Source organism: Pseudomonas sp. OST1909 (assembly GCF_015277575.1).
In the GTDB taxonomy this organism is placed as follows: Bacteria; Pseudomonadota; Gammaproteobacteria; order Pseudomonadales; family Pseudomonadaceae; genus Aquipseudomonas; species Aquipseudomonas synxantha_A.
This window is the reverse complement of sequence record NZ_CP063780.1, coordinates 478287-495792: the sequence shown is the minus strand read 5'-3', so window position 1 is coordinate 495792 and position 17506 is coordinate 478287. Positions and strand designations below refer to the sequence as shown.

Sequence of the window (17506 nt, the reverse complement as noted above, 5' to 3'; positions counted from 1 at the left end):
GCGAGCTTGCTCGCGAAAAACGCCCAGGCAACTCGGTCGATCTGAATCACCGCGTTACCGTTTACGTTCTTCGCGAGCAAGCTCGCTCCTACAACGGGTTACCATTTCAGCGCATAAAATACCCCGCCGTACCTCCCTTAAAATCCCCCTCCCCGTCAGACCCTTCTGAATATCCTCAAACCCGCCGTTTAGCCCTTTGCCTCCATTGACGCTCCCCGGCCAACCCTCTTATCTAGCGCCTTGAGGATTGGATCCCATCCCGGCTACTGACTGAATCGTTCCTTTCGAATCGCCCTGTGCCTATGCGCCGAAGGTTCGGAACGATGACTGCTGGCTGCAACAAGGAGATTACTTATGACACACACTCAAACCCTGGCCATGCTGCCTGCCCCGAAGCTGCCCCAGGCGGTAGGAAACGGCATCAGCGCCCTGGCCTCTACCCATCTGCAGGTCGACATATCCCCCTACTCGGGCATGGAGGAAGGCGACCTGATCGAACTGTTCTGGAACAACTGCTTTGCCGCCTCGCGCAAGGTGACGGCGTGCAAGATCGGCACCTTCACTCATCTGTGGGTACCGGAAAGCTTCGTGCAGGACGGGCCGGCACGCGTCCACTACCAGGTCCTGCAAATCGGCCATGGCCCGATGCGCTCGGCCGTCGCCCTGGTGCGGGTCAAGACCAACTACCCCGGAGGCCAGCCTGCGCCATGCCTCAACCACGAAAGTGATGAAAACCAGAATCTCGCCCCCGTGGGCTTGCCCGAGACGATCCGCCGCTATGGCGTCAACACCAACCAGGTTCGGCGCGGCATTCCGCTGACGATCGAACCTTACTTGAACATGAGTGCCGGGGATGCCATCACCCTGCGCTGGGGTGATGTGCGCCTGGACCTGCCGAAAATCCAGGCCAAAAACGTTGGCCTGGCAGTGCAGGTGTGGGTACCGTCCCAGATCATTGTCGAAGCGGGCGACGACTGCCGATTGGAAGTCACGTACTGCATTCTCGATCGCGTTGGCAATAATTCACGCTGGGCACCGGCCCGCACGCTACGTATCGCCGCCTGCACGCCAGTCTTGCCAACCCCGCCTGCCTCGCCCGCGCCGGGCTATCAACCGCGTCGCTTCGGCTCACCCTGTGAACCGGGGTGACAGCCCTTCTATGCATATTCCTAAAAGTTAGTTTATTTAAAGAATTAACACGCTTAGGGTATATGCACCGGACCACCGGACATTCCTGATTTTTCTGTTTTTATTTCATTGAATGCGAGGTCGGTATGGTCAGAATTACCCCGGTGCATAACGCCAGGGCATTGCGTGCAGCCAAGGAGCGGCGCTGATGTCTAACTTGGCTCTAACACCCCCCCAGAGTGATCTGGACGTAGCCCCCCTGTTGTTGCCCGCCACGGTGCTGCGCAACGACGCCCAGGCACTGAGTGCGGCTCATGAGCTGGCCCAGGCTGCGCGCCTGCAGGCCGCTACGCGCGACCAGCAGCGCAAACTGCCGTGGGCGCAACTCGAACAATTCACCCGCAGCGGCCTGGGCAGTATTTCCATTCCCCGCGAATACGGCGGCCCACAGGTGTCGTTTGTGACCCTGGCCGAAGTCTTCGCGATCATCAGCGCAGCCGACCCGGCCCTCGGGCAGATCCCGCAGAACCATTTCGGCATCCTGCACGTGTTGCAGGGCACCGCGACCGAGCGCCAGAAAAAGCAGCTGTTCCAAAGCGTGCTCGACGGGTGGCGCATCGGCAACGGCGGCCCGGAACGCGGTACCAAAAACACGCTGGAACTCAAGGCACGCCTCACGGCCGAAGGCGATGGGTTCGTGGTCAGCGGCCAGAAGTTCTACTCCACCGGCGCATTGTTTGCCCACTGGGTCGCGATAAAGGCGTTGAACGATGACGGCAAGCAAGTCATGGCCTTTGTGCGGCGCGGCAGCGAGGGGTTGCGCATCGTCGATGACTGGTCCGGTTTTGGCCAACGCACCACCGCCAGCGGCACCGTGCTGCTTGACCGGGTGGCGGTAGACCCGGAGTTGGTCATCGACAACTGGCGCCTGGGCGAAAGCCCGAATATCCAGGGTGCCGTGTCGCAACTGATCCAGGCAGCCATTGACGCCGGCATCGCCCGTGGCGCCCTCGACGACACTATCGCCTTTGTACGCGAGCGTTCACGCCCCTGGATCGACGCCAAGGTCGAGCGGGCCAGCGATGACCTGTATGTGATCGCCGATATCGGCAAGTTGAAGATCGAACTGCACGCTGCCGAGGCACTGTTGCGCAAGGCCGGTCAGGTACTGGACCAGGTCAGCGCGGCACCGATCACCGCGCAGTCCGCCGCGCGCGCCTCGATTGCCGTGGCCGAGGCCAAGGTGCTCACCACCGAAGTGGCATTGCAGGTCACCGAAAAGCTCTTCGAACTGGCCGGCAGCCGCGCCACCCTCGCCGAATTCAACCTTGACCGTCACTGGCGCAACGCGCGGGTGCATACCCTGCACGATCCGGTGCGCTGGAAGTATCACGCCATCGGCGCCTATCGACTGAACGGCACCTTACCTGCTCGTCATTCCTGGATTTAACCGACCAGAACACTTTTTCCACGAGCTTCTGGAGAAACTCATGACCCTTTCTCACCACGTCGCGGTTATCACCAGCGATGAGCAAGCCCTTATTGTCGCCAGCGACCTCGCTGAAGATTTGCGCCGCGACAGCGCCCAGCGCGACCGCGAACGCCGCCTGCCGTGGCCCGAGCTGGACGTGTTTTCGCGCTCCGGCCTGTGGGGTATCACGGTGCCTAAGGCATTCGGTGGCGCGGGCGTGTCCAACGTCACCCTGGCCAAGGTGATTGCACTGATTTCCCAGGCCGATGGCTCCTTGGGTCAGATCCCGCAAAATCATTTTTATGCCCTTGAAGTGCTGCGCGTAAACGGCAACCCCGAGCAGCAAAAGCGCCTGTACGCCGAGGTGCTGGCCGGCCAGCGCTTTGGTAACGCGTTGGCGGAACTGGGCACCAAGACCGCCCATGACCGCGTGACCAGCCTCACCCGCGACGGCGACGGTTTTCGCATCAACGGGCGCAAGTTCTACGCCACCGGCGCGATCTATGCCCAACGCATTCCCACCTCGGTGGTGGATGAAAACGGCATCCAGCAACTGGCGTTCGTACCCCGTGACAGCGAGGGCCTGACGGTCATCGACGACTGGAGCGGCTTCGGCCAGCGCACCACCGGCAGCGGCTCGGTGGTGTTCGATAACGTGTGGGTCGCAGCGCAGGACGTGATCCCATTCCAGAGCGCCTTCGAACGCCCGACCACCGTGGGGCCTTTGGCGCAGATCCTTCACGCCGCCATCGACACCGGCATCGCCCGCGCAGCCTTTGAAGATGCGTTGCATTTTGTGCGCACCAAGACCCGCCCGTGGATCGATTCCGGCAACGACAAGGCCACCGAAGACCCGCTGACTCTAAAGAGCTTCGGCCACCTGAGCATTCGCTTGCACGCCGCCGAGGCGTTGCTGGAGCGCTCCGGCGAATTCCTCGACCGCGCCCAGGCCGACAGCAATGCCCAGACCGTCGCCGCCGCGTCCATCGCCGTGGCCGAAGTGCGCGCCCTGAGCACCGAGATTTCCCTCGCGGCGGGCAGCACCTTGTTCGAACTGGCCGGCAGCCAGGCGACTTTGGCCGAGCATGGCCTGGACCGCCATTGGCGCAACGCCCGGGTGCACACCCTGCATGATCCGGTGCGCTGGAAATACCATGCGGTAGGCAACTATTACCTCAACGATGAAAACCCGCCGCTGCGGGGGACCATCTGATGAGCAAGAAAAAGATCCTGCTCAATGCCTTCAACATGAACTGCATCGGGCATATCAACCACGGTTTGTGGACTCACCCACGGGACAACTCGACCGAGTACAAGAGCCTCGAATACTGGACCGAACTGGCGCAGATTCTTGAGCGCGGGTTGTTCGATGGTTTGTTTATCGCCGATATCGTCGGCGTCTATGACGTGTACCAGAACTCGATTGACGTGCCGCTCAAGGAGTCCATCCAACTACCGGTCAACGACCCGTTGCTGCTGGTCTCGGCCATGGCCGCCGTCACCCGGCACCTTGGCTTCGGCCTTACCGCCAACCTGACCTACGAGCCGCCCTATCTGTTCGCCCGGCGCATGTCCACGCTCGATCACCTGAGCCGTGGCCGCGTCGGCTGGAACATCGTCACCGGCTATCTCGACAGCGCCGCCAAAGCCATGGGCCTCACCGAACAGGTCGAACATGACCGGCGCTACGACCAGGCCGATGAATACCTGGAGGTGTTGTACAAACTCTGGGAAGGCAGCTGGGAAGACGACGCGGTGCTCAACGACCCGCAAACTCGTGTGTATGCGCAACCGGGCAAAGTGCACAAGGTGGAGCACCACGGTGAGTTTTATCAGGTAGAGGGTTATCACCTGTGCGAGCCATCGCCGCAGCGTACGCCAGTGCTGTTCCAGGCCGGCAGTTCCGAGCGCGGGCTGCTGTTCGCCGGGCGCCACGCCGAGTGCGTGTTCATCAGCGGGCAGAACAAGGCCGCGACCAGGCTACAGGTGGACAAGGTACGCGCCAGCGCAGTGGAGGCTGGGCGCAACCCGGATGACATCAAGGTGTTCATGGGCCTCAACGTGATCGTGGGCGCCACCGAGGAGCTTGCATGGGCCAAGCACGCCGAGTACCTGAGCTATGCCAGTGCGGAAGCCGGCGTGGCGCACTTTTCGGCGTCCACGGCGATTGATTTTTCTGCCTACGAACTGGACGAACCGATCCAGTACGTGAAGAGCAACGCGATCCAGTCGGCCACCAAGAACCTGCAAAACAACGACTGGACCCGGCGCAAATTGCTCGAACAGCACGCCCTGGGCGGACGCTATATCACCCTGGTGGGCTCGCCTGAACAGGTTGCCGACGAATTGGAATCCTGGATCAGCGAAACCGGGCTGGATGGTTTCAACCTGACGCGCATTGTGACGCCGGAGAGCTATGTGGATTTCATTGACCTGGTGATACCGGAACTACAACGACGTGGGTCGTACAAGACCGCCTATGAGCAGGGCACGTTGCGGGAAAAAGTTTTCCGCGGCACCGCTCGCTTACCCGAACAACACACCGGCTCCAGCTACCGACACTGATCAGGAATGTGGGAGGGGGGCTTGCTCCCTCCCACATTGGATCTCCATTGTTTGTGCCTATACCTTATGACTGGAAATTGATGATGAAAAAGACCCTGCTCACCTACCCAGTCAAAGCACTGGCCCTGGCCTTCGGCTTATTCAGCACAGCGGTCTTCGCCGCCGACCCACCACTGAAAATCGGCACCACCGCCGCCTTCGCCATTGCGCTGGAAGCGGCCGTTGAAGAGGCCGGCAAACAGGGCCTGAAAGTCGAACTGGTCGAGTTCAGCGACTGGATCGCCCCCAACGTCAGCCTCGCCGCCGGCGATATCGACGTGAACTACTTCCAGCACATTCCCTTCCTGGAAAACGCCAAGGCCGCCGCCGGGTTTGACCTGGTGTCTTACGCACCGGGCATCATCAACAACGTCGGCCTGTATTCGAAGCAATACAAAAGCTTCAACGACCTGCCCGAAGGCGCCAGCGTGGCCATTGCCAACGACCCGATCAACAGCGGGCGCGGCCTGCAACTGCTGGCCAAGGCCGGGTTGATTACCCTCAAGCCGGGCGTGGGCTACAAGGCCACCGAAGAAGACATCGTCAGCAACCCCAAAAAGCTCAAGATCCTGCAGGTGGAAGCCGTGCAACTGGTACGCGCCTACGACGACGCCGACCTGGTGCAGGGCTACCCGGCGTATATCCGCCTGTCCAAGACCTTCGATGCGCAATCGGCGCTGCTGTTCGATGGCCTCGACCACCCGGAGTACGTGATTCAGTTCGTGATTCAGCCCAAGAGCAAGACCGACCCACGAGTGATCAAGTTCGTCGACATCTACCAGCACTCGCCGGTGGTACGTGCCGCATTGGATAAATCCCTGGGCAAGCTCTATCAAGTGGGTTGGGAAGATAAAAAATGACCGCCGCCAACGCCCAACTTAGCGGCCTGGACCATGCACCCAGGGACGCCGAGCAGACTGAACTGCACCCGGACCTCAATCGCGCCCACGTGCGTTTTATCAACCTGGGCAAAACCTATGACGGCACCGTGCACGCCCTGCAAGGCATCGACCTGGCGATCCAGCGTGGCGAAGTGTTCGGCATCATCGGCCGCAGCGGCGCCGGCAAGTCGTCGCTGATCCGCACCATCAACCGCCTGGAACAACCCAGCAGCGGGCGCGTGCTGATCGATCAGGTGGATATCGGCGGCTTCGATGAAGACCACCTGGTAGCGCTGCGCCGGCGCATCGGCATGATCTTCCAGCACTTCAACCTGATGTCGGCCAAGACCGTGTGGCAGAACGTCGAACTGCCTCTCAAGGTCGCCGGCGTGACCCAGGCACAACGCGTGCGTAAGGTGCATGAACTGCTGGAGCTGGTAGGTCTGCAAGACAAACACAAGGCGTATCCGGCGCAGCTTTCCGGAGGGCAGAAACAGCGCGTCGGCATCGCCCGCGCGCTGGTGCACGACCCCGAGATTCTGCTGTGCGACGAGGCCACCTCGGCCCTCGATCCGGAGACCACCCAGTCGATCCTCGGCCTGCTGCGTGAGATCAACCAACACCTGGGCCTGACCATCGTATTGATCACCCATGAGATGGCGGTGATCCGCGAAATCTGCGACCGCGTGGTGATGCTGGAACACGGGCGCATCGTCGAGCAAGGCCCGGTGTGGCAAGTGTTCGGCAACCCGCAGCATGAGGTCAGCAAAACCCTGCTCGCACCGCTGCAACACGGCCTGCCGCCCGAATTGCAAAACCGCCTGCAACCGACACAAACCTCGGCTGATGCGGCGCTGGTGCTGCGCTTGCAGTTCACCGGCAGCGATACCGATGAGCCGGACCTGGCCGCACTGTTCAGCGCCCTCGGCGGCCGCGTGCGTTTGCTGCAAGGCGGTGTGGAACGTATCCAGGGGCACGCTTTGGGGCAATTACTGCTGGCGGTGAATGGCTCGCCGCACAATGCCGAAGAGCTGCGTAACCGCGCCGGCAATTGGGCACAACGGGTGGAGGTGCTGGGCTATGTGGTTTGATCGTTTAGTACAGGGCGCTATCGACACCTTGTTGATGGTCGGTGTGTCGTCGCTGATTGCATTACTGGTGGGCATTCCGCTGGCGGTGTTCCTGGTCACCAGCGACAAGGGCGGTATCTACCAGGCGCCGGCGCTTAACCGCGTGCTGGGGGCGTTTGTGAATTTGTTCCGCTCCATTCCGTTCCTGATCCTGATGGTGGCGTTGATCCCGTTTACTCGGCTGATTGTCGGCACCACCTATGGCGTATGGGCGGCCGTGGTGCCGCTGACCATCGCCGCCACACCGTTCTTTGCACGCATCGCTGAAGTCAGCCTGCGCGAGGTCGATCATGGCCTGATCGAAGCCGCGCAGGCCATGGGTTGCCGCCGCTGGCACATCATCTGGCATGTGCTGCTGCCGGAAGCCCTGCCGGGGATCGTCGGCGGGTTCACCATCACGCTGGTCACCATGATCAACTCATCGGCCATGGCCGGGGCGATTGGCGCCGGTGGCCTGGGCGACATTGCCTACCGCTATGGCTATCAGCGCTTTGACACCCAGATCATGCTGACGGTGATTGTGTTGTTGGTGGTGCTGGTGGCGGTAATTCAACTGAGTGGGGATCGCTTGGCGCGGGTATTGAACAAACGCTGAACTCACGGGCATTCGTCCAACTGCGCGACGCTGGCATGGGGCACGAAGCTGACGGTTTTTTCCTTGGCCTGCCAGGGGCGCACGATGTAGCTGCCGTCCGAGTCTGCCATTACCCGCAGTTTCACGCTGCGCTGCGGGTTGTCGGCGTCTACCAGCACGCGAAGAACCTTGGCGTCGTCCGACCAGGTCATCAGCGTACACACGCGCCCTCCGGAGGCGGAGCCTTGCAATGGCAACCCACCCAGCTTCGACCCGCTTGCCGGGATCAGCCCGAGGAAGACGATGAGCGCAAAGGCCGCCATTGAGGCGAATGCCACCGGGTTTTTATGATCCCTCATGCACACCACAAGACAAGCGGCACATCCCTGGACCAGGAACAGCACCACCAGTTCGGCAAACATGAACGGCGCAAAAAGCACCGCACTGTCGGAATACTCGCGAAAGGCCCGGGAGACCGGCACCGTCACCATGAGGATTACCAGCATTTGAACGGCACCTGCACCGACACTGGCCAGCCAGAATTCGCCGGACAGGTCACGCAGTGCAATATGGGCGGGACGGGCACGAAGGATGATGCCAACGTAGACCACAACCGCCAGCACGACCGCCACTATCCAGCTGATGGTCAGTAGAGGCCCGCTCTGGGCATTCACGGACAGGTAAACAGCGGACATCCAAAAGATACCCATGACGACCAGACTGGCGGCCCAGTGCAGCAACAAACGGCGATGTTGCGCCGTCACCTGCGGCGATGCCGGGCTGAGATTGAGCTGATCACTCAGGCGCACACCCGTGCCGTTCAGCCGCGTGAACAAGATTAACGTGGGCACCAGGATCGACGCGCCCATCATGCCGATCACAAACACCAGCATGGCGAACATCGCCGGCAGCGCAGTGAATGCGGCGGCCGACAGAATGCTCAGGGGTACCTTTTCCACCTGGATGTACTGGTACAAATACAAGCCTGCCACCGACAGGATCCCCACCGTCAGCGGCCAGGCGCGTTCATTGAGCCAGAACAGGCCGCTGCTGAGTTTCGTGGCGTATTGGTCGACTTTGTTACGAGTGGTTTTTTCACCAGTGGTTGGACGTTTTTCCGGTTCCATGGATGTACAAGCCTCTTCAAGTAAAGCCCGATGTTAACCAGAATCCTGCCGTGCGGTATGTCAGATGCTGACAGCACAAACACCGCGAACCGTCCTACAGCAGGCAAACGTCTTTCAACTGCATCGGACGCGTCCTGGGGTATAGTCCAACGACCTCAACCGCAGCAGTGCGCCACGCCATGAAACTCGCCCCCGACGACCTCAACCAGATCACCTCCACCACCCTGGGCCATTACAACAAGGTGGCCGAAGACTTTCGTGAAGGCACACGCGATCACGATGTGAGCCAGAACATCGACGCGCTGCTGCGGCATATCCAGGGCCCCGCGCCGTTTACCGTGCTGGATTTCGGCTGTGGGCCGGGGCGGGATTTGCAGACTTTTACGCGCATGGGGCATATAGCCGTGGGGCTGGATGGCTCCGAGCGGTTTGCGCAGATGGCGCGGGACGACAGCGGCTGTGAGGTGTTGCAACAGGATTTTCTCAAGCTGGACCTGCCACCCGAGCGCTTCGATGGCGTGTTTGCCAATGCGGTGCTGTTTCATATTCCCAAGCAGGAATTGCCGCGGGTTCTCAAGCAGCTGCATGGCACGTTGAAGCCTGGAGGCGTGCTGTTCAGCTCCAACCCACGGGGTGAGAACCAGGAGGGTTGGAATGGGCCGCGGTATGGCTCTTATCACGACCTGGAGGCGTGGCGGGGCTTGCTGACCGAGGCCGGATTTGAAGAGCTGGAGCACTACTACCGGCCGGCCGGGTTGCCGCGGGAACAGCAGCCTTGGTTGGCGAGTGTGTGGCGTAAAATTTAGTGCCGCATTGCCTGTACCGACCTCATCGAAGGCAAGCCAGCTCCCACATTCGGAATGCATTTCACTGTGGGAGCCGGGCTTGCCCGCGATGGCGCCGTAACGGGCAGCGTTATTTCACCTGATACACCTCCGGCTCCTCCCCCTCCACCAGCGCCGTCACACTGCGCCCGGCATACCCATCTTTCTGCGCGTCCGAAAAATTCGCCACCAACCGCGTCCCATCGGCGAAGGTGGTTTGCTGCAACAGTTTGTCCGCTGTCAGCCAGCGAAACTCAGTCATTGCCTGAGTCCCCAACCGTTGATGCAGTGGCCGAAAGAACCGGTCCTGGCGCTGAATCACCGGCAGCCTGTCCTTGAGTGTCGCCGCGCTCAGGTGATACAGCGGCGGTACGTTGTAGAGCAGTTGGGCCAGTTCATTTTCAGCCCGTACATTGCTCAGCTTGAGGTTGTCGAACAGCCAGTGATGAGTGGTAATCACCGAGCCATGGAACACCGCCTGATACAACGGCAGCCGCATCGTCGGGTCGAAATACACCGTGCGCAGCGACGCTTTCAACGGCACAGGCTTGAAGAACACCGACGGCTGCTCCGCCGGGTACCAGTTGCCGACGTAATAGGACGACTGCCGGTCGCGGGTCATTTCCCGGTCACCCCAGCCGATCACCGGAGTTTGCATACCATGGGCAAACATGATGCCTTGAGCGGTGATGGCGTTGCCGTCTTCGGAGCCTGCGGGCAGTTTTAGCGAAGTGTTGAGCCAGCGCGAGGCGTCGATATTGCCCTGGGCATTCTGCACCTGACTCATGGAGGCGCCGTCGCGGTAGCTGTCAAAGACCATGCTGGTGGCGTACGCATCGAGGAACCAGGCATTGAAACCGGCTGCGGCCTGCACCGCTTTTACCCGTGCTTCCAGCAACGGTCGCACACAGCGCGGGTCAGTGTAGTGGCCGGATTGCTGGAAGCCGGTTTTCGGCTGGCCGTTCTTCAATATGATTGCGCAGTCGCGGTACGCCTTGCCGCCCAGGTGGGCGGTGGCCCAATCCGGATTTTCGCCGGCCGACAGCGCCGTTTCATACGAATCGTAAGGCGCCATCAGGTACCCGGCATCCAAGCCTGCGCGAATCTTTTCGGGATGCCAGAGCCCGCCTTCCCAGCCATCACCCAGGGTCAACAGCAGACGCGAGAGCCCCGCGTCACGCAAGGCTTGGATAGTCGAATGCCCCCAGGTTTCGGGGCGATCACTCAAGGCTGAGGCAAAATCCACGGCCAGCTCGCTACGCAACTCGCCGTAGCGAGTGGCAAGGCGACTCATGTCAGGCTCTTCCACTTGCCAGGCTTGCCGGGCCTTCTGATTGATGGCCGCATTGAGACCACGCAGCAGCACGGCTTGCTCATAACGATTCAATGCGGTTGTCTGTGCGAGCACCTTCGCAGACTCTTTGTCCAGCAGCCTGCCAAGCTCATGGGTGCGCAGCCGTTTGATCAACGTTGGCCAATCACGGACATCATCCAGCGTCAGCAAGCCGTTGCCCCAGAGGTAAACGTGACTGGCGCCGAGCAATTTTACCGCCTCAGGGGTTTGCCGCAGCTTGTCCGCCAGCGGCTCGTAAAGGCCCTGCTCCACCAACCATTGGCGATAACGCTTGGCGCCGGCCAATGGGTCGGCATCGCCCAGGTACAGGCGTAGCGTCATCGGCGCATCGGGGGCAAGGGTGGTGAATTCATGGACCGCTGACAGCGCCAGGCCCTGGCCGTCCGCTTGCCATTCAAGGCGATTGTTGTAGGGGTTGGTCAGCAGCCAGTTAAGCGTGAAGCGCCCGTGATCCAGGCCCCACAAGGGCAAGCTCAGGTCCTGGGTGGTATTGACTTCGCCGTGCTCAAACAGGAACGCCTTCCACACGGGGTTATCAAAGGGCACATAATGCCCTTCAGCCAACGGCCAGATCAGCGCCTGGCCCATGGCCGCGGCCGGCTGGCGCAGCAGGGCCAATTCACCCGGCTCGCGGGCACTGATAGACAGGGACAGTTCGCGCTGTTCAAGCCGGGCCGTCAGGCGGTAGGCGCCGCTGTCCCATTGCCAGGAGACCTGTGCGGCATCAGCTTGCAACGCACTGACAGCGTGCACGGCGACACCGCTGGAGGCTTGTACCGGGGCCTCCCCCGCTGGCGTGACACGCAGCGCCAGGGTTGCAGGGTCGAGGTCAACGCGCCACAGGGCGTTTTCCAGCACGGTGGAGGCAAAGACTGAGGGCGCAAGAACAAGCGCACAGAGCACAAAGATGAGGCGCAGGCACTGCATGGGAATCGACCTGGACGGAGAAGTTAGGTCGAGAGGGTAAAACATGCAGACAGTGGCCGGGGCAACAAGTGGATCTTTCGGAAGCTTCCCACAGCCTCAAGCGAGATGAAGATCCAAATGTGGGAGGGGCGGTGCGACGATTCGACTTGCTCCCTCCCACATTTTTAACCGCGTTGTTCCTGATGCTCTTGTTTGGGTTCGCGGATTTTGTACCAGGCCACATACAGCGCCGGCAGGAACAAAAGCGTCAGCAACGTGGCGATGATAATCCCGCCAATCATCGCGTAGGCCATCGGCCCCCAGAACACTTCCCGGGCAATCGGGATCATGCCCAGGCTCGCCGCTGCCGCCGTAAGCAGAATCGGCCGACGTCGATGCTCGGTGGCTTCCACCACCGCATCCCACGGTGTGTAGCCGGCCACTTCATACTCATGAATCTGCGTCACCAAAATCACCGAGTTACGAATGATGATGCCGATCAGCGCCAGGATCCCCAGGATCGCTACGAAGCCCATCGGCGTACCGGTGGGGATCAACGCCAGCACCACGCCGATCAACCCCAGCGGTGCAACGCTGGCCACCAGGAACATTTTCTGCACGCTGTGCAACTGGATCATCAGGAACGTGGCCATCAGGAACAGCATCAATGGCACCACACTCGCAATCGGCCCCTGGGCCTTGCCGCTTTCCTCCACGGTACCGCCGGTAGCGACTTTGTAGCCCACCGGCAAGCCGTCACTGAATTTCTGGATGGTCGGCGCCAGTTGCTTGACCAGGTCGGTCGGCTGCATCTCATCGCGCACCGCGGCCTTGATGGTAATCGTCGGCTTGCGGTCACGACGCCACACCAGCGGCTGCTCCAACTCGTAACGCACCGTGGCAAATGCGAGCAACGGGATCGAGGTGCCGTTGGGCGTAACGATCTGCAGGTTCTGCAAGGTTTCCGGCGTACCGCGCTCGGCATCTTCGGCGCGACCGACCACATTGATCAGGTAGATATCGTCGTGCACCTGGGTCACCGCCGCGCCGCTGACCACGCTGTTCATCAACTGCGCCACGTCTTCCGACGACAGCCCCAGTTGCCGCGCCTTGTCCTGGGCGATATCAACGCGCAGCACTTTGCCCGGTTCGTTCCAGTCGTAGATGATCTCGCCCAGGTGGGTGTTCTGGTCCAGCAAGGTCGCCAGTTCGATGGCGTGCTTGCGCACCTGGTCGGTGTCTTTGCCGGACACGCGGTACTGGATCGGCCGCCCGACCGGCGGGCCCATTTCCAGCGGCTGCACATAGCTGCCGATACCGACAAAATCATCGCGCAGGCGTTTCTGCAATCGCGCAATCAAGGCGCTGCGCTCTTCCAGGCCCTTGCTGACGATCACCAACTGCGCGTAGTACGGGTTCTCCAGTTGTTGGTCCAACGGCAAGTAGAAGCGGATCGCGCCCTGGCCGATGTAGGTGCTCCAGCGAGCGATGTCCGGGTCGTCCTTGATGATCGCTTCGAGGCGGTCAACCGCCTTGCGCGTCTCGTTGATCGAGGCGTTCTGCGGCAGGTTCAGATCAACCAGGATTTCCGGGCGATCCGATGACGGGAAAAACTGGTTCTGCACAAACTGCATGGAAAACACCGAGGCCACAAACAGCGCCACGGTGATACCGATGGCCCACCAGCGGTTGCGCATGGCCCAGAGCATACCGCCATTGAACGCGCGGCCGATGCGCCCAGGCTCGGCGTTATGCGGTTTCACATTGGCGCTGAGAATATGCACACCGATCACCGGCGCAAACAGTACCGCCACCACCCACGACACCAGCATCGCCACGGCGATCACCGCGAACAGAGTAAAGGTGTACTCGCCCGCCGAGCTGGCATTGAGGCCAATCGGCACGAAACCGGCCACGGTCACCAGCGTACCGGTGAGCATCGGGAACGCTGTTGAGGTGTAGGCGTAGGTGGCGGCCTGCTCCTTGGTTTCGCCTTTTTCCAGGCGCGTGATCATCATCTCCACGGTGATCATCGCATCGTCCACCAACAGGCCGAGGGCAATGATCAAGGCGCCCAACGAGACCCGCTGCATGGTGATACCGCTGTATTCCATAAACACGAACACCAGCGCCAGCACCAATGGAATCGAGCACGCCACCACCAGCCCGGCGCGCATACCGAGGCTGATAAAGCTCACCACCAGCACGATGATCACGGCTTCGAACAACGCGCTGGTAAAGCCGCCGACGGCCTCTTCCACCACTTCGGCCTGGTCGGACACCTTGTGCACACCGACGCCCACCGGCAGATCGGCAGTCAGCTCATCCATGCGCCCGTGCAGCGCCTTGCCGAACGACTGGATATTGCCGCCCTTTTGCATAGCGATCGCCAAGCCAATCGCCGGCTTGCCATTGAAACGGAACATCGGCCTTGCCGGGTCGACGTAACCGCGACTGATGTCGGCGATATCCGCCAGCCGATAGAAGCGGTCATTGAGGCGCAGGTTGACGTTGGCCAGGTCTTTCTCCGAAGCGAACTGCCCGGAGGTGCGCACCGAAATCCGCTCCGGCCCGGCCTCGATCACCCCGGCGGGCGTCACCGCATTCTGCGATTGCAGGCTTTGCACGACCTGGCGCTGATCAATGCCCAACGCCGCGAGTTTGCGCGTGGAGAAGTTCAGGTAGATCACTTCGTCCTGCTGGCCGATCATCTCGACCTTGCCCAGCCCCGGCACCGAGCGGATTTCGGCGCGCACCTGCTCCACGTAGTCGCGCAACTGGCGCATCGACAAGCCGTCGCCAGTAAAGGCGTACACCGAGCCGAACACATCACCGAATTCATCGTTGAACGACGGCCCCTGCAAGCCCTGGGGGAAGGTGCCGCGAATATCATCGATCTTCTTGCGAACCTGATACCAGATCTCCGGAATGGCCTTGGCGCTGGTGGTGTCCTTGAGGAACACGAACACCGTGGACTCACCCGGCCGCGTATAACTTTTCACGTAATCGAGGGAGTCGAGCTCTTCGAGTTTTTTCTCGATGCGATCGGTGACCTGCTTGAGGGTTTCCTCCTGGGTAGCACCCGGCCAGCGGGTCTGGATCACCATGGTCTTGATGGTGAACGAGGGGTCTTCCTCGCGCCCCAGGTTCATATACGAGAACACGCCCATCAGCAGCGCGACGAACATGAGGTACCAGACGAAGGACTGATGCTTGAGGGCCCAGTCGGATAAGTTGAAGCTCCCTTTCATCGTGGGCTGTCCTCGTCGATTTTGACTTTTTGCCCGGGTTTCAGGCTGTTCACGCCGGCGGTGACGATGCGTTCACCGGCTTTGATGCCGCCATTGACCAAGGCGCTGTCAGCATCCCGGCTGACCACACTGACGTCGCGTGGCTGCACAGTCTGGCTCTGGGTATCAAGCAGCCAGATGCGCGTCTTGCCGTCGACTTCCTGCAAGGCGCTCAAGGGCAATTCGATACGCGGCGTAATGGCGCTGCTCAAGGTCACGCTGATGGCGGTGCCCAGGCGGAACGCAGCGGGGGTGTCGGTCAGGCTCAGGCGTGCGCGGCGGGTGCGCGTGGCGCTTTGGGCCTGGGGTTCGATCTCGCGCACGACGGCGGTGGTATGCACGCTGGGGTCCAGTTGCCCGGCGACCAGAAACACCACATCCGTCGGCAGGCGCTCGGCCAGGCCGGCAGGCAGGTCGATCACTGCCTCCTTGATGTCCGGGCGAGCCAGGGTCACCACCTGCTGCCCCGCGCTGACTACCTGGCCAGCCTCGGCATTCCAGGCGGTGACGATACCGGCGTGGTCGGTGTGCAGTTCGGCGTAATTGAGTTGGTCCTTGGCCTGATTGACCGAGGCGCGGGCCTGATCAAGGGTGGCCTGGGTGGTTTTCAGGTCAGTCTGCGCCACATCCAACTGAGCCTGGGCGCCGACGCCCCGGTTGAACAGCTCCTGCTGGCGACGGGCATTGGCCTGGGCATTGATGAACTGTGCCTGCACGCGGGCGAGGTCGCCCTGGGCGGCACGCAGTTGGTTCTGCTGGTCGGTGGGGTCGAGCACGGCAAGCAAGGCGCCCTTCTCCACCTCGGCGCCCACGTCGACGGCGCGACGGGCGATGCGGCCCGGCACCCGGAAACCCAGGTTGCTTTCATAGCGGGCCTGGATAGTGCCGGCGAAGCGGCCGAGGTTTTCCTGATCTTCAGCCTTCACTTGCATGGACAACACCGGGCGCACAGGCTCAGGCGGCGCCTCTTCCTTGGAGCAAGCCATCAGCAACAGGCTGGCGGCGACGATAACCGTCAGTTGCTTCATGGCTGGGCTCCTTGCCGGGCGATCTCGACCACCATGCCGGGGTGCAGCAATTGCCCACCGGCCACTACGACTTTTTCGCCGCCTTTAAGGCCCTCGCCAATAATCACCTTGCCGGTGAGGTAACGGGCCACCTTGACCTTGTGCAACTGCGCCTTGCCGTCGGCATCCACCAGCCATACGGCGGGCTCGCTGAGGTCTTTGGTCAAGGCCGCCCAGGGTAATTCGATGCTGGCCTTGGCCGGGCCGTTGGCGGTGGCGCTCACCACCGAGCCCAGCTCCATGCCTTTGGGCAGGTTTTGCAGGGCGATCTTCACTTGTATGGTGCCGGTATTGGCCGCCACTGCCGGGGTCACTTCACGCACCTTGCCCACGGCTTTGATGTTCGGGTTTTCCAGCAGGCTGACGGTAATCGGCGCATCCGGCGGCGGCTCCACCAGCAGGGATTCATACACATTGAACACCGCGTCACGTTCGCCATCACGGGCCAGGCTGAAGATCGGTACGGTGGCTTGAACCACTTGGCCGACTTCGGCCTGGCGCGCCGTGATGATCCCCGGTGCATCGGCGACCAGCGCCGTGTAGCCAAGTTGCTCACGGGCGTTGGCCAATTGCGCCTGCGCGGCGGCCAGGGCACTTTGGCTGCTGCGCAATGCGGCCTGAGCAGCGTCGTATTCGCTGCGACTGGTGTAGCCCTTGGGCAAGAGTTTTTCCTGGCGCACGAAGGCGGCGGCGGTCTGCTTGACCCGCGCCTGTTCGGCCACAACCTGGGCCTGGGCGGAATCGACGTTGGTTTGCAGGTCCTTGGGGTCAAGCTTGGCCAGTACTTGCTTGGCCGTTACTCGGTCGCCCACGTCCACCATGCGCTGAATGATCTTGCCACCCACGCGAAAGGACAAATCGGTCTGCACCCGCGCCTGGATATCGCCCGTCAGCGTGACCGCCGCGGCAAAATCCGCCGGCTGCACGGTTTGCACAAATACCCGTGAATGCTGCTTGGGCTCGGCTTTGTCTTGGCCACAGCCGCTCAGCAGCGCCAGGAGGCCAAGGCTGAAAATAAATGTCGAAGTGCGACCGCCCATGCAGGCTCCTTTTGCGTGACGCAAGGTACAAGTGTGTATGCGACTGTGAGCTTAGATCAGGGTTCCTTATCTGCATGGAGGATCCCATACTCCAATGGTTCCCCAGCCGA

General features: G+C 61.3%; 13 protein-coding genes. 8 read left to right on the top strand and 5 right to left on the bottom strand.

The window, feature by feature from the left end:
* The first annotated feature begins 354 nt into the window (after positions 1 to 354).
* From IH404_RS02170 to IH404_RS02140, 7 genes are all read left to right on the top strand, one after another.
* On the top strand, positions 355 to 1149 hold the full coding sequence (locus IH404_RS02170) for a hypothetical protein (RefSeq protein WP_122734761.1): 795 nt from the start codon (positions 355 to 357) through the stop codon (positions 1147 to 1149).
* Positions 1150 to 1336: 187 nt separating this feature from the next.
* The gene (locus IH404_RS02165) at positions 1337 to 2578 is read left to right on the top strand and encodes an SfnB family sulfur acquisition oxidoreductase (protein WP_032803216.1); all 1242 of its coding nucleotides are present in this window, start codon (positions 1337 to 1339) and stop codon (positions 2576 to 2578) included.
* A gap of 40 nt (positions 2579 to 2618) precedes the next feature.
* Positions 2619 to 3812, top strand: a complete 1194-nt coding sequence (locus tag IH404_RS02160; protein WP_005783783.1) for an SfnB family sulfur acquisition oxidoreductase — start codon at positions 2619 to 2621, stop codon at positions 3810 to 3812.
* Positions 3812 to 5164 (top strand): LLM class flavin-dependent oxidoreductase, encoded by a 1353-nt coding sequence (locus IH404_RS02155; RefSeq protein ID WP_005783782.1) that lies wholly within the window; start codon positions 3812 to 3814, stop codon positions 5162 to 5164. Before IH404_RS02160 ends, IH404_RS02155 begins: the two co-directional genes overlap by 1 nt.
* An 83-nt stretch (positions 5165 to 5247) precedes the next feature.
* Positions 5248 to 6063: a MetQ/NlpA family ABC transporter substrate-binding protein gene (locus IH404_RS02150; RefSeq protein WP_194439795.1), complete on the top strand. Its 816-nt coding sequence runs from the start codon at positions 5248 to 5250 to the stop codon at positions 6061 to 6063.
* Positions 6060 to 7175, top strand: coding sequence for an ATP-binding cassette domain-containing protein (locus IH404_RS02145; protein ID WP_194439793.1), 1116 nt, complete (start codon positions 6060 to 6062; stop codon positions 7173 to 7175). Before IH404_RS02150 ends, IH404_RS02145 begins: the two co-directional genes overlap by 4 nt.
* Positions 7165 to 7809, top strand: a complete 645-nt coding sequence (locus IH404_RS02140) for a methionine ABC transporter permease (protein WP_003187635.1) — start codon at positions 7165 to 7167, stop codon at positions 7807 to 7809. The genes IH404_RS02145 and IH404_RS02140 overlap by 11 nt, the downstream gene beginning before the upstream one ends.
* 2 nt (positions 7810 to 7811) lie before the next feature.
* On the opposite strand, the gene IH404_RS02135 is transcribed toward IH404_RS02140, so the two are convergent.
* Positions 7812 to 8915, bottom strand: coding sequence for a hypothetical protein (locus tag IH404_RS02135; RefSeq protein ID WP_194439790.1), 1104 nt, complete (start codon positions 8913 to 8915; stop codon positions 7812 to 7814).
* Between the two features lie 179 nt (positions 8916 to 9094).
* Here IH404_RS02135 and IH404_RS02130 point away from each other — a divergent pair, with 179 nt between their 5' ends.
* Positions 9095 to 9721, top strand: coding sequence for a class I SAM-dependent methyltransferase (locus IH404_RS02130; RefSeq protein WP_005783774.1), 627 nt, complete (start codon positions 9095 to 9097; stop codon positions 9719 to 9721).
* Between the two features lie 109 nt (positions 9722 to 9830).
* On the opposite strand, the gene IH404_RS02125 is transcribed toward IH404_RS02130, so the two are convergent.
* The 4 genes from IH404_RS02125 to IH404_RS02110 form a co-directional block, all read right to left on the bottom strand.
* The gene (locus tag IH404_RS02125; RefSeq protein WP_194439788.1) at positions 9831 to 12020 is read right to left on the bottom strand and encodes a glycoside hydrolase; all 2190 of its coding nucleotides are present in this window, start codon (positions 12018 to 12020) and stop codon (positions 9831 to 9833) included.
* Between the two features lie 164 nt (positions 12021 to 12184).
* Positions 12185 to 15250: an efflux RND transporter permease subunit gene (locus tag IH404_RS02120; protein WP_005783771.1), complete on the bottom strand. Its 3066-nt coding sequence runs from the start codon at positions 15248 to 15250 to the stop codon at positions 12185 to 12187.
* Positions 15247 to 16317, bottom strand: a complete 1071-nt coding sequence (locus tag IH404_RS02115; RefSeq protein WP_005783770.1) for an efflux RND transporter periplasmic adaptor subunit — start codon at positions 16315 to 16317, stop codon at positions 15247 to 15249. The genes IH404_RS02120 and IH404_RS02115 overlap by 4 nt, the downstream gene beginning before the upstream one ends.
* Positions 16314 to 17396, bottom strand: a complete 1083-nt coding sequence (locus tag IH404_RS02110) for an efflux RND transporter periplasmic adaptor subunit (protein ID WP_122734778.1) — start codon at positions 17394 to 17396, stop codon at positions 16314 to 16316. Before IH404_RS02110 ends, IH404_RS02115 begins: the two co-directional genes overlap by 4 nt.
* Positions 17397 to 17506 lie beyond the last annotated feature (110 nt).

Coding starts and splice junctions, on each gene's coding strand:
- IH404_RS02115 (WP_005783770.1), bottom strand. CDS start 16,317: ATGAAGCAACTGACGGTTATCGTCGCCGCCAGCCTGTTGCTGATGGCT.
- IH404_RS02155 (WP_005783782.1), top strand. CDS start 3,812: ATGAGCAAGAAAAAGATCCTGCTCAATGCCTTCAACATGAACTGCATC.
- IH404_RS02130 (WP_005783774.1), top strand. CDS start 9,095: ATGAAACTCGCCCCCGACGACCTCAACCAGATCACCTCCACCACCCTG.
- IH404_RS02110 (WP_122734778.1), bottom strand. CDS start 17,396: ATGGGCGGTCGCACTTCGACATTTATTTTCAGCCTTGGCCTCCTGGCG.
- IH404_RS02125 (WP_194439788.1), bottom strand. CDS start 12,020: ATGCAGTGCCTGCGCCTCATCTTTGTGCTCTGTGCGCTTGTTCTTGCG.
- IH404_RS02140 (WP_003187635.1), top strand. CDS start 7,165: ATGTGGTTTGATCGTTTAGTACAGGGCGCTATCGACACCTTGTTGATG.
- IH404_RS02165 (WP_032803216.1), top strand. CDS start 1,337: ATGTCTAACTTGGCTCTAACACCCCCCCAGAGTGATCTGGACGTAGCC.
- IH404_RS02170 (WP_122734761.1), top strand. CDS start 355: ATGACACACACTCAAACCCTGGCCATGCTGCCTGCCCCGAAGCTGCCC.
- IH404_RS02145 (WP_194439793.1), top strand. CDS start 6,060: ATGACCGCCGCCAACGCCCAACTTAGCGGCCTGGACCATGCACCCAGG.
- IH404_RS02135 (WP_194439790.1), bottom strand. CDS start 8,915: ATGGAACCGGAAAAACGTCCAACCACTGGTGAAAAAACCACTCGTAAC.
- IH404_RS02150 (WP_194439795.1), top strand. CDS start 5,248: ATGAAAAAGACCCTGCTCACCTACCCAGTCAAAGCACTGGCCCTGGCC.
- IH404_RS02160 (WP_005783783.1), top strand. CDS start 2,619: ATGACCCTTTCTCACCACGTCGCGGTTATCACCAGCGATGAGCAAGCC.
- IH404_RS02120 (WP_005783771.1), bottom strand. CDS start 15,250: ATGAAAGGGAGCTTCAACTTATCCGACTGGGCCCTCAAGCATCAGTCC.